The organism is Rothia sp. CCM 9416 (assembly GCF_048513535.1).
Taxonomy (GTDB): Bacteria; Actinomycetota; Actinomycetes; order Actinomycetales; family Micrococcaceae; genus Rothia.
In genome coordinates this window covers 48411-60998 of record NZ_JBLXXR010000003.1, presented here as the reverse complement: position 1 = coordinate 60998, position 12588 = coordinate 48411, and the positions used below count along the sequence as shown (strand labels likewise).

Here is a 12588-nt window from a genome sequence, read left to right as displayed (position 1 = left end):
AGCAGGCTCCTGTGAGCGCTGACACGAGATTTCACTCAACTATAACCCGTTTGCGGGGGCCTTTTGAGCTGTTTGCCCTGATTATTTATACCGGCGCTCATACATATACAGGTGGGGGCAAACCTAATACACGACGGCTTTGAAGCACTGCTCCCTGGCACAAGGGGGGCCGTATCTTTTTGCACCGAAGGTCTGCAAAAATGAAAGCTAGGTAAGACGCTTACGCAGGAAGCAGTTCAGCGCAAGCAGATCCCCCGAGAGGTTATGACCATGCAACCACGCAAGACAGCGCTTATAGCTTCACTGCTTGGGGTCTTTGCCGCCCATAATTGCGAGGAAGTAGCGCACTTCTACCAAGATATCGAAGCTCTCCCCCACCGCATTAGAGAGTGCGGTCCCTGGTCAAGCCAGCAGGATTTTGCCCTAGCTACGGCCCTTCTCACCGGAGCATCTGCTCTTGCACTGGTAGCAGGGGCCTGTCTGCCCCACGGTAAACTTCAGCAGGTTCTCGTGCTAGGCCCCCCATCTGCTCTGGTGGGTAACGCGATGAGCCATATCTGCCGGAGCCTTATCCAGCGCCGCTATAACGGTGGGCTGATGACCGCACCCCTCATGGCGGGCATAGCGGGTCGCTTGATCACCAAGGCAGGGGCGGGGCTTCCTACCCGCACCCGCTGGGGCATCTACATCGGGTCTAACGCAGCAACTCTTCCCTTGATTTTTGTGGCTCTTGCAGCGGGCAAAAGAGTCCGCCCGCTCTTACCAATAGCCCTTTCGCCCCAGGCCTATTCAAAGTAGGTAAAAGGTATCCCATACCGCCCCTCCCCAAAGTACGGGCCGGGGTCAATGTGCATGTTTTTTCAAGAGACGGCTACAATAAACTGTGGCCTGCAACTCACCACCGTGAGGGCTTAGCCACATCAACGACCCCACTGGTCAAGCACACACGGCCTCAACACAAAGGAACACGCATGAACCTGGCCATTATTCTGCTGTATTTGGCAGCACTGATCCTCTTTGGCTACATCGGCAAACGAAAAGCCAAGAACGCCGAAGACTTCCGAGTAGCAGGCCGCAGGCTGGGCCCCGCACTCTACACCGGCACCATGTGCGCCGTTGTCCTGGGCGGCGCATCCACTGTGGGCGGCGTGGGCCTGGGCTACAAGTTCGGCATTTCAGGCATGTGGCTGGTTGTGGCTATCGCGGTCGGTGTACTCTTACTGTCCCTCATCTTTGCACCCATCATTGCCCGCCTGAAAATCTACACCGTCTCCCAGATGCTCTCCCTGCGCTACGGTGTGCGGGCTACCCAGGTTTCCTCCATCGTCATGCTGGCCTACACCGTCATGATTGCCGTGACCTCCACTGCAGCCTACGCCACCGTCTTCAGGGTCCTCTTAGATATGGACCGTACCAGCGCTATCCTATTGGGCTCCCTGGTCGTCATCGGCTACTCCCTCTTAGGCGGTATGTGGTCCATTACCCTGACCGACATGATGCAGTTCGCCATCATGACCGTGGGTATTTTCTTGCTCATGCTCCCCTTCTCCCTGAACAAGGCCGGTGGCTGGCAGGGCCTGACGGAACGCCTGGACTCCAGCTTCTTTGCCCCCGGGGCCATGGGTATGGACACCATTATCACCATGTTCGTGATTTACACTTTGGGCATCCTGGTGGGCCAGGACATCTGGCAGCGAGTTTTTTCCGCTCGCTCACCGCAGGTAGCCCGCTGGGGTGGGGCCGGTGCCGGTATCTACATTGCCCTCTACGGTATTGCTGGCGCTGTCATCGGTATGGCTGCCGCCGCCCTGGCTCCTGGGCTTGAGAGCAAGGACGACGCTTTTGCCACCGTTGCCCAGAACTTCCTGCCCGCAGGTATCGGCGGTATTGTCCTGGCGGCAGGTGTTGCTGCCATGATGTCCACCGCATCCGGCGCTCTGATTGCAGCAGCTACCGTAGCTCGGGTCGATGTCATCCCCTTCCTCACCGGTAAGCCTGCCATGCAGGAAGAGGACCCCGAAAGCGATACAGCCCTCAAGGCTGACCGTATCTACCTGCTCATCCTGGGTGTCATCACCACCGCTCTTGCTATTGCCCTGACCGATACGGTCACCTCCCTGACCATTGCCTACGACATCTTGGTTGGAGGGCTCATGGTAGCTATCCTGGGTGGCCTGCTCTGGAAGCGGGGTACGGGGGTAGCTGCAGCCCTGTCCATGGCGGTTGGCTCCCTGGTGACCCTAGGTTGCATGCCGATCTTTGGGGTACTGGCTAACGAACCTATCTACTACGGTATCGCGGTGTCCCTGGTGGTCTATGTGGTGGCCTCGATGGCCACCAAGCCCACAGATCCTGCTGTCATCAAGACCTGGCAGGAGCGGCTAAAATCCTAAGGTCCTGGGCGAACTGCCCCGAACCCTAGCTAGCCCGGCTTACCTTCTCACATGGCCATCTTAGGCCTGGGGAAGGCATAGGCCGGGCTCTTGCTTTCTTACTGGTAGGTCACCACAAAGGGTTTAGGTTCCAGGGCGTAGGTTTCTGCCGGGCTTAGCATGGGGGTATCTTCGTCATAGAAGTTTTTCCAGGAGGGCTTAATCTCGGGGTTCAGACCGGCTAGTAGCTGCTGATAGGTTGCCTCTTTAAGTTCGGGGCTACCGTGCCCATCGGCGTGGAGGGTCAGGGCCAGCTCAGGGTGCTTGCTCTCAAGCTGGGATCTATGAGCGATCATGGACAGGGTGAACTGGTGCAGAACCACCATTTTTTGGGGCAGGTGATTTTGCTGGGTCAGCTCAGCTAGATAGTCCAGGGTCTCATTGATTTCGCTGGCATCTACGCTCCCGATCTGTTGCAGGTGCACCTGGCCGGGGTAGATTCTCCATTCAGCATCTATACCAATGCCCACGTGAGGTTCTTTGAGCAGTTCTTCATAGTCTTTGACCTGCTCTGTAAAACTGCTATACCCGGGCTGGAAATCAAGAATGACGTAGATCCCCTCCTTGGCGGCCAGGTCTACGAGGGGGCGCAGGCTCTCCAGGCTGGCTTCGTCTGAATAATCGCCGTCCACACCCGGTGCTGAGCTGGCGACGGTAGCAATGATCTCAAAGGCCGGGATAACTTTCTCCTGGCTGTACCCCTGGTATTGGCTAGCTAAATCTTTGACTCTTGTAACCGACTCTTCTGGGCTTTGCTCCCCCAATGCCCCCAGAGAGGGGCCGCTGGGGTTGCCGTAAAGGGCAACATAGCGGTGAGCAAAGATTTCTTGGCCACCGCCTATGACTTCCTGGGGTTGGGCCTGCGGTCTTGGTGATGTTTGCTGGGCTTTCTGGGTGGAAGGCGCCGGGCCCTGAGGGGTTGAGGGATTTTCTGTTCCTTGCCCAGGACCACCGCAGGCGGCCGCGGCTAAGAGCGTGCAGGTGGTAAGGGTGAGTATCCTGAGACGACGTGGGGTGGAGAGGGGCATGGCATCCTGGCTATCTTGGGGGAGGGGGACCTGTTTGACCATTTTCATAAGTCTACTTAATATTTTATCCCTCTCTGCCGCCCACCTGCCTGACTCACCCCACAGAACCTCATAAGAATACTGTGCTGTGCATAACATTTCACAGGTCAGCCTCCCGCCCCGAGACCTTAAAAACCCGTATGCTAGAGCGGACGTTAAAAGAATATTTCAAGCTGAAAGGTACCCATGACCCACCCCTCCCTGCCTGACCGTAGCACCGAAGTAACCGAGCCGCGCCGCAACGCTGGCTACGCCATCCTGGCAACCCTGCGTAACTACGGCGTCGATACCGTCTTTGGTATTCCCGGCACCCACAACTTAGAGTTCTACCGCCATCTCGAAGAACTCGGCATCCACCCGGTCACCACCCGCCACGAGCAGGGTGCCTCCTACGGTGCCGATGGCTGGTCACAGACCCGCAACCTGCCCGGCGTTGTCATTACAACCTCCGGCCCCGGTCTCTTGAACTCCCTCTCGGGAGCCGCAACCGCCTACGCAGAGTCCCGCCCCATGATTATCCTCTCCCCCGGCCGCCCGGTAGGCCAGGAGTTCCGCGATATCGGCGCCCTGCACGAGACTAAAAACCCTACCGGTGCCGTCAACTCCATTGTGGAGTTCTCCCGCCGCGTAAACTCGGCAGAGGAAGCAGTGGATATTATCCACAACGCTTTCCGCTCCTTCACCCACAACCGCCCGCGCCCCATTCACATTGAGGTGCCCCTGGATGTCCTCGAAAGCGAAGTTGAGCTTGACCCCGCAATTCTGCAGGCCCGCCCCCTGGGCAAGCCTCAGCCTGCACCGGTCGATGATGTGCGCGAAGCCGCCCGTATTCTGGCAGAAGCTAAAGCGCCGCTGATTGTGGCCGGTGGCGGTTCTATCTCTGCCGCTGATGACCTGCTTACCCTGGCTGAACTTCTCGAAGCACCGGTTATTACTTCCGTCAATGGTAAAGGCGCTATCCCCGAGAAGCACCGTCTTTCCTTGGGCGCTGACCTGCGCCTGAGCGCCGCTCACGCTTTCTGCCGGGAAGCCGATGCCATGCTTATTATTGGCTCTAAGATCGGTGAAGCTGAGCTCTGGGACGGCGATATCCGCCCCGCAGGCCCGGTCATCCGCATTGATATTACCCGCGACCAGATGCTCACCAACATCACCCCGGACCTTGAGCTACCCGGGAACTCTCGGGCTGTTATCCCCCAGCTCCTTGAAGCTCTGGCGGAGCAGGGTGTCACCCCCGGTTCCCGCCAAGAGCGCAATCTCCAGGGCATCTTCGATGCCCTGGATAACGAGGGGCGCGCTATCGCCCCCGAGCTGGCAGAGCTTAACGAGCGCATCATGGAGATTCTGCCCCAGGACACCATCATTGCCGGTGACTCCTCACAGGTAACCTACATGGGCACCACCACCTTCTACCGGGCACCCCGGCCTAATTCCCTGCTCTACATGGCAACCTACGCCACCCTGGGCTACGGCCTGCCTGCTGCCATTGGCGCTAAGGTGGCAGCGCCCGAGCGTCCGGTGGTCTGTCTGCTCGGTGACGGTGCGCTCATGTTCGCTATTCAGGAGCTCATGACCGCTGTTGAGCAGCAGTTGGATCTGCCCATCATTTGTGTAGAGAACGGTGGCTACGGTGAGATTCGCCAGAACGAACGCGACCGTGGCATCGCGCCGGTTGCGGTAGACCTGGTTCAGCCTGATTGGGTCAAGCTGGCTGAGGGCTTCGGTGCCACAGGTTTCACCGCCACCATGGACACCCTTACGGAGACTGTTCAGAAGGCCCTGGAAACACGCGGCCCCTCGGTGGTTCACCTTAAGATCGGTGAAACCCTGCGCTAAGGCAGATACTCTCAGCGCACAAAAGCACCCCCTGTTCTCTTTGGCAAGTATGCGGAAGAGAGCAGGGGGTGCTTTACACTGCGGCTAGGGATCTATTCGTATCTCAAGGCGTCAATGGGGTCCAGCTTAGCCGCCTTATTGGCCGGGTAGTAGCCAAAGAAGAGGCCGATAGCTAGCGAGAACCCCAGGGACAGGGTGACAGCGCTCAGCGGCGGGAACACAAAGGTCCCCAGCATATTTGAGCCCAGCATACCGAGCCCGCCGCCGACCACTACGCCCAAGATGCCACCGACCAGGCAGACAATCATGGCTTCCACCACGAACTGCAGACGGATAGCTCCCCGGGTAGCGCCCAGGGCCTTACGGATGCCAATTTCGCGGGTACGTTCGGTCACGGTCACCAGCATAATGTTCATGACACCGATACCACCGACCAGCAGTGAGATACCGGCAATAGCCGAGATAGCCGCACTAATACCGGCCAGCACATCGTTGAAGGACTGTGTGGCCGCTGAGTAATCCATAATTTCAGCCATGAACTGCTCATCGGAACGATACATATTGGTGAGGTGCGCCTGAAGCAGAGCCTTGACCTGGGCCAGGTCTTTACCCTCCGCAGGGCGTACACTCAGGTAGGACCAGCCATCTGCATTCATGCTGCTGAACTGACCCTCAAAGGTGTAAGGCATCAAGACCGCGCCTGGCACCGACATGCCCAAAAGACCGCCAGTATTATCAGGTTGGTAAACACCTACAACAACAGCATAGATGGTGCTGGAGCCACCCGAGCTAACCTCTACTTCTTGCCCCACCGCCTGAACAGGGTCGCCTCCCAGAAGTGACAGCTGGTCGGTAGAAATCATGATGACCGGTCGCTTGTTATCAATATCGGTTTGGGTGATAGCCCGGCCGGCCACCAGGTTCTTGGGGTTAAGCTCCAAGTAGTCCATATTGACGAAATTTATGAGACTCTCCGAGTTGGTCTGGCCCTCATAGGTAAGCTCAGCACCATAGGAGGCTGAGTTCCCCAGGGGAATACCGGCGATATTATCACCCATAACCTCTTTGAGGGTGTTAATGTCATCAATGCTGATAAGGGAGTCCCCGGTGGGCATTTGGCCTGAGCTACCCATCATTCCATAGGGGCTAGATATGTTTGCAGAAGTTTGGCCTTCGTCCTCACGGGGCCGTTCTTTCACCTGGATATTGAGGTCATTGGCTCCCGAACTCACAACAGCTTGGTTAGCCTGGGTTTGCAGGGAGTGACCCAGGGTCAGAATCGCAATCACTGAGGCGATACCCATGATGATGCCCAAAAGGGTCAAGAAAGAGCGCATTTTATTGTTGCGCAGGCTACCCAGCGCTAGGCTGATTGACTCTTTGATGTTCACGGCTGGACCTCCTCGGGGGTGGGCTCAGTGCCGCCCGGTGCGGGCGGAACTACCGCTGCGCTAGCCACCGGAGCCGATAGAAGACCGGTAGGGTCTGTAAGTCCATTGGCGCTCATATAAGGGGCGGCGGCCTCTTTACCGGCGACGATACGGCCATCAACCATGGTGACAATGCGGTCAGTTTCTGCGGCCAGCTCGGGGTTGTGGGTAATAAAAACGATGGTCTTACCCTGCTCTTTGTTGAGCTGATGAAAGAGGTCCATGACCATGCGCCCGGTCTGGCTATCGAGAGCACCGGTAGGCTCATCGGCCAGGAGCAGGGGCGGGTCATTGGCCAGGGCACGGGCAATGGCTACACGCTGTTTCTGGCCGCCGGAGAGGGCCGCTGGGCTGTTCTCCATCCGGTCAGCTATGCCCATCTGCTCCAGCAGGTAGGCGGCTCGTTCCCTGCGGTCACGAGCATTCATGCCCGCGTACATCATAGGCATCTCAACGTTCTTGAGCGCCGAGATGCGCCCAATCAGGTTGAAGCTCTGGAAGATGAACCCGATATTCTGGCTCCTGTAGAAAGCCAGTTCATCATCGCTCAGGTTGGGGATGTTCTCGCCATCAAAGGTGTAGTAGCCGTAGGTGGCCCGGTCCAGCAGACCAATGATGTTCATGAGGGTGGTTTTACCGGAACCGGACTGCCCCACAACCGATACGAACTCCCCACGATTGACGTGAAAGTCAATGCCAGGTAGAACGGTGATTTCGCTGGGGGTGCCCAGGTTAAAGGTTTTGACGATGCCCCGCATATCCAGCAGGGTTTCTGGAGGCTGTACTAGTTGCTGGCTCATGGTTTTACCAGCCGTAGCTCACGCCGGCGTCCAAAGTCACTGTCTCGCCCACACGGTAGCGGTAGTTCTCACCGTAGGTCAGAACCATATCCCCTTCGGCCAGCTCACCGCCGGTGATAGCAATATCGATGTCGTTGGCAAGGCCGGTTTCTACAGTGCGTTCTTCAAGGACGTAGTTCCCGCCGTCCTGGGGTACAGCTACCACGACACTCTTGGCCCCCAGGTCATTGGTGTACACGGCGTCTACGGGTACAGCCAGAGAATCAGTTTCCTCGGCGGTAATGATGTTGGCCTTGACGCTGGAGCCCAGGTAGAGGCCCTCGCGGTCGCCGGTGACCTCGATAGTGACGGTGAAGGTGGGGCTACTGCCGGTACCCACACCGCTTACGGCAGTGCCTGCGGCTTCGCTACCGGCCTGCTGGGCTGAGTCCGCAATAGAGGCTACCGAGGTAACAGTTCCGGTGTATTCTTTGGTGCCACTTGAGCCTGCAGTGAAGGTGACCTTGTTGCCTTCTTTGACCTTGGGGAGGTCAGATTCGCGCACACTTGAGGTAATGGTCAGTTTTGAATCGTCACCGATAGTGACTACGGGGCCGGTTGCGGGGGCACCGGGCTTAGCAACGGTCATGACTACACCGTTAATGGGCGAGGTGATGGTTGCGCCATCAATGTCCTCTTGCAGGGAGGTAAGTGCCTGGTCGCGGGCCCTTTCGGCGCTGGTTAGGGAGGTCCGGGCGTTACCCAGTTCCGCTTCGAGGGTTGCAAGCTGGGTTGAGGCGGCGTTACGGGCAGTGCTAACACCGGAATCCGCATCGGACTTTGCGCCAGCGGCCAAGCGCTGGGCTGACTCGGCGGCTGCGAGATCGGCGTTTAGAGCGGTCAGGTCAGCACCTTCGGCAGCTGCTTGGTCGCGTAGAGTCCGAGCAGTCGCCAGGCTGTTATTAGCCTGGGTGAGCTGCTCAGCCGCAGTGCGCTGGGCGGCGAGTGCAGCAAGGATTTCTGGGTTGGTACCGTTGTTGATGCCCTGGTTGTGCTGGTCGTAGGCGGTTTGTGCTGCCTTAAGCGCCGTCTGGGCGGTGGTGACCGCTCCTTCAAGCTGAACGCGCTGGGTGTCTAGTTCCCCTTGCAGAGTCGAGGTATCAATGGTGGCTAGGGTCTGGCCCATCTCAACCCGGTCGCCCACAGCCACGTTGACGGCGCTGATGGGTGAGGTCAGGTGGGTGGTGACGCTACGGATTTCACCGGGCTGGATTGTGCCCTCCACACGAACTTTGTTGCTGACCCCTTCTTTGCTCAGAATCATGTAGTCGGTGGCGGGGATGGCTCCGCCGGAGGCTGTCGAGCTAGCACCGAAAAGACTGCTGAAGACGAGAACCCCAACCAGGATGAGGGCTACGACACCGGCTGCGATAGCGATGAGGACCTTGGTGAGAGTAGACATCTTCTTTTTCTTGCGTGGCCGGTGGGCGGGAACCGGAGGGGCGGGAGGCTGATCCATTGGCAGGGTAGGAGTGTCCATCGTCTGACCCTTCTGAGCGGGGGTAAATGTGGTGTATCTATCTTTTAGTGTAGATTCGACCTACCCAGAAAACACCGAGTGGATACTCAGAAACCCATAAATCATCCCGCAGAATGATTTATGACGTGAGACGCCCACCGAGCTCCGGCTGAGGGCATAGAAAAGGGGGGCTCTTTCCGGTCCGCCCTCAACACGCACTCCTTGCCCCCTCACGGCTAGCGCCCTTTGCAGAATGAAACACATTTTTCTAAGGCAATAGGTACACACATCTGGAGTTCTTCGCTTATCTCCGCCCGACAACTACTCTTAGTACCAGTACGGCCCAGCAGTCTATGCCCTAACCCTGCCATGCCTGTAGGTAGGCTGTGGGTTTTGGAGCGGTCGCTAGTCCATAGTTCTTCCGGCGGTTTCGGGCACAGCGCGGCGGGTAAAGGCAATCAGCCCCACACCGATGACCGCAAAGACCGCAAAAGTTGCCCCCAGCCCCAGGGCGGCAACCATCTGGGGGAAGAAGAGGGAGACGCAGAAGTTCGCCATCCAGGAGACAAAGGTGGCAACACCCATACCGGCACCGCGCACTCGGCCCGGGAAGAGTTCGCTCATGAGCACCCAGGTTACAGGGGACACCGCCCCCTGCTGGAAAACAAGGAAAATAATCGAGATCAGCAGGGTAGCCCAGGGGCGGGCGGAGGCATCAAGGAACTGAGAGGTCAAGGCCAGCAGCATCAGAGACACCGTGGTGCCTGCCAGACCCAGGGTGAGGACGAGGCGGCGGGGGAAGCGGCCCACGAACCAGAGCCCCACCGCCGCACCAATGACAGAAAGAACACCGTTAGAGATGTTGGCGGTCAGGGCGGCATCGGTAGAGAACCCGGCTTCGCGGAGTACCTGGGTGCCGTAGTACATCAGGGCGTTCACGCCGGTTGCCTGCTGGACGATACCGATAGCGCAGGCCAGAAGCAGGGTGGTACGCAGGGCCGGTTCTTGCCAGAGCTGGCCAAGTACTCCCCGGGCGGTAGCCGTAGACTTCCTATAGCCGGGCGACTCGGGAACTAGGAGCATACCCAGGAAAAGCACTAGGGCAGGGACCACGGAGATAGCGAACATGACCCGCCAAATCATGACGTTCTGGGCAAAGAGATTACCCAGTACGGCGTTCATAACGTAGGCAGCAAGCTGGCCGAAAACAATCATGAACTGGTTGCGGGTAACGATAGCCCCGCGCCGGTTAACGGGGGAAATCTCTGCCAGGTAGATAGGAACCACCGCTGAGGCCGCACCGACAGCCAAGCCTACCAATACACGGAAAGCGATGAACACCGCCAGGTTGGGGGCAGATGTCAGCCCCAAGGAACCAGCCGCAAAAACAACCGCCAGCACCAGCAAAATGCGGCGGCGGCCGAACCGGTCAATCAGCTGGCCCGCAGTCAGTGCACCAAACGCCGCGCCCAGCGTCAAGGCGGAGGTAGCCAACCCTTCAGCCGCCGGGGACAGCGTGAAATCCTGCTGGAGGAAGGGCAGGGCACCGTTGATAATGCCGGTGTCATATCCGAAGAGGAAACCACCGACCGAGATGATCCAGGTGTAAAGGGTGACCCGGCGGGGGTCGGCAGTCTGTTTCATGTGCACTCCTTGGTAGAGACCAGAGCAATTCTAGCCCCTACGCCCCGGTGATAAAAGAGGTAGCTTGTGTGCCCGGTAGGCTAGGAGTATGACTGCTCTTTCCATTGACCTCAATTCTGACTGCGGGGAGTCTTTTGGCTCCTGGGTCATGGGCGATGACACTGCAATGATGCAGACCGTCTCCTCTGCCAATATCGCCTGCGGTTTCCACGCGGGCGACCCCAGCGTAGCCCGCTCCACCGTCCGAGCCGCCCACCAGAAGGGGGTAACCGTTGGGGCTCACGTTTCCTACCCCGACCTGGCTGGCTTTGGCCGCCGGTTTATGGATATGACCGCCACCGAACTCACCGATGCCGTCATCTACCAGGTGGGGGCGCTCCAAGCTATCGCGCAGGTGGAGGGCGCACAGGTGAGCTACTGCAAGCCGCACGGGGGTCTCTATAACGCCATCGTTCACCACACAGCACAAGCGCAGGCGGTTGCCACTGCCCTGCACGAGCTGGGAGACCTGCCTATCCTCTGTCTGCCCGGTTCTGCGGTAGCGAGCGCCGCCCGCGCCTTGGGCCTACCTGTCTTCTATGAGGCTTTTGCCGACCGGGGCTACACGTCAGAGGGCACCCTGGTGTCCCGGAGGGAACCGGGTGCGGTCATCCATGACCCCGAGGTGGTTGCTGAGCGGGTGGTCCGTATGGCCGTTGACGGTGAGGTGATCGCTGTGGACGGCTCACGCGTGACCCTGGATGCCGCCAGCATCTGCGTCCACGGGGACACCCCTGGGGCTGTGGCTATTGCCCAGCAGGTACGGGCCGCCCTGGAAGGGGCCGGGGTCCGTATCGCGGCCTTCGTCTAAACCTCAAGTGCGGCGCAAACCTTCATCTGCGTGTTCTTTGAACGGCATTTGGAAGGTTTACGCCGCGTTCACAAGCCATCAGCGCACACCGGACTGGCAGTAGCTTTGCCCGCAGGTTCTCGGGGTTACGGGCAACATCCTCCCACTGGGCTCGGATAACCGTATACCCCAGCAGCTCCAAATGATGCTGACGACGGCGCTCTTTCTGAATGACCTCAACGGGGCTCCCATAGGTTCCTGAGTATTTGACCATTCCATCTACCTCCAGAATCACCCTGGTATCCTCCCACAGAAAATCCGGTCTATATACATTCCCCTTAACCCAGAGCTGAACCTGCTCTACAGGGGCAGTAAAACCCCAGAGCAGAATCCAGTAACGGGCTAAGGACTCCGCAGGTGATTCGGCTTTCGCGCTCATATATTTAGCGATCTCTCGAGCTCTCAGAGCACCCCTCCCCTCCAAAGTTTTCAGAGCTTGAGATAGTTCCCCTTCCTGCACAAGATCGCGGTGAAGCAGATCATCAATGATGCACAGAGCATCGGGGCACGGGAGCACCCGCGCACAGTCCAGAGCTGTTTGCAGAGGGGTTGTGACAAAAGCACCTGACCGGAAAACAGCTTGCTCACATACCTGCAAACGGTTACGGCTCAAATGCACATTCCCTGCAACCTTGGCTGACGGGTGAGGGTGGCTTACCCAAACTTTTAGGGGCAGATCTAGGGTAGGTGCCCGCCACCAAAGTGCCGCTGAAACATGGCTCAGCACATATCCTCGATGAGTTTTGAGAAAACCCACATGACGGGCCAAGCAACGGCGAGTGGCATCCCATGTTTTCCATTGGTTGGCTTCAACATAGGCGTTGAAGCATATTTTGATGAGCTCGCCGTTTTTACTTTTTCGTGTAATTGCGGCGGAGCTTACGCCTTGATGCCGTAGCTCAGCCGATGTTTTGATGGTGGTAAAGAGGTCTTTCATAGGACCCAAAATTGTTCAGAAGATGTGCCTTGACAAGGGGTCTGGAGGAAACTGT

Annotated in this window: 10 protein-coding genes; 4 read left to right on the top strand and 6 right to left on the bottom strand. The window is 58.2% G+C overall.

Annotated features, from left to right (window positions below; genetic code table 11):
* Positions 1-264 precede the first annotated feature (264 nt).
* Both ACN080_RS02355 and ACN080_RS02350 read left to right on the top strand, forming a co-directional pair.
* Positions 265-798, top strand: coding sequence for an HXXEE domain-containing protein (locus tag ACN080_RS02355; RefSeq protein ID WP_419112946.1), 534 nt, complete (start codon positions 265-267; stop codon positions 796-798).
* Positions 799-971: 173 nt separating this feature from the next.
* Positions 972-2393, top strand: coding sequence for a sodium:solute symporter (locus ACN080_RS02350; RefSeq protein WP_419112945.1), 1422 nt, complete (start codon positions 972-974; stop codon positions 2391-2393).
* Positions 2394-2491: 98 nt separating this feature from the next.
* Here the strand turns inward: ACN080_RS02350 and ACN080_RS02345 are convergent, their stop codons facing one another.
* Entirely contained in the window at positions 2492-3508 is a 1017-nt protein-coding gene (locus ACN080_RS02345) for a hypothetical protein (RefSeq protein WP_419111156.1), read from the bottom strand.
* 177 nt (positions 3509-3685) lie between these two features.
* Between ACN080_RS02345 and ACN080_RS02340 the strand changes: the two genes are divergently transcribed.
* A complete protein-coding gene (locus tag ACN080_RS02340; RefSeq protein WP_419100305.1) occupies positions 3686-5335 on the top strand; it encodes a thiamine pyrophosphate-binding protein in 1650 nt (549 codons plus the stop codon).
* Between the two features lie 92 nt (positions 5336-5427).
* Here ACN080_RS02340 and ACN080_RS02335 read toward each other — a convergent pair whose 3' ends face one another.
* From ACN080_RS02335 to ACN080_RS02320, 4 genes are all read right to left on the bottom strand, one after another.
* Positions 5428-6726, bottom strand: coding sequence for an ABC transporter permease (locus ACN080_RS02335; protein ID WP_419112944.1), 1299 nt, complete (start codon positions 6724-6726; stop codon positions 5428-5430).
* Complete coding sequence (locus ACN080_RS02330) at positions 6723-7565, bottom strand: ABC transporter ATP-binding protein (protein ID WP_419111159.1); 843 nt, start codon at positions 7563-7565, stop codon at positions 6723-6725. The genes ACN080_RS02335 and ACN080_RS02330 overlap by 4 nt, the downstream gene beginning before the upstream one ends.
* Positions 7566-7569: 4 nt before the next feature.
* The gene (locus tag ACN080_RS02325; RefSeq protein ID WP_419112943.1) at positions 7570-9006 is read right to left on the bottom strand and encodes an efflux RND transporter periplasmic adaptor subunit; all 1437 of its coding nucleotides are present in this window, start codon (positions 9004-9006) and stop codon (positions 7570-7572) included.
* Between the two features lie 462 nt (positions 9007-9468).
* Positions 9469-10707, bottom strand: a complete 1239-nt coding sequence (locus ACN080_RS02320; protein ID WP_419100312.1) for an MFS transporter — start codon at positions 10705-10707, stop codon at positions 9469-9471.
* An 88-nt stretch (positions 10708-10795) separates the two neighbouring features.
* Between ACN080_RS02320 and ACN080_RS02315 the strand changes: the two genes are divergently transcribed.
* Positions 10796-11557, top strand: a complete 762-nt coding sequence (locus ACN080_RS02315) for a LamB/YcsF family protein (protein ID WP_419112942.1) — start codon at positions 10796-10798, stop codon at positions 11555-11557.
* A gap of 22 nt (positions 11558-11579) precedes the next feature.
* Here the strand turns inward: ACN080_RS02315 and ACN080_RS02310 are convergent, their stop codons facing one another.
* Positions 11580-12533 carry a DUF559 domain-containing protein gene (locus ACN080_RS02310; protein WP_419112941.1) on the bottom strand — a complete coding sequence of 318 codons (954 nt, stop codon included), beginning with the start codon at positions 12531-12533 and terminating at the stop codon, positions 11580-11582.
* Positions 12534-12588 lie beyond the last annotated feature (55 nt).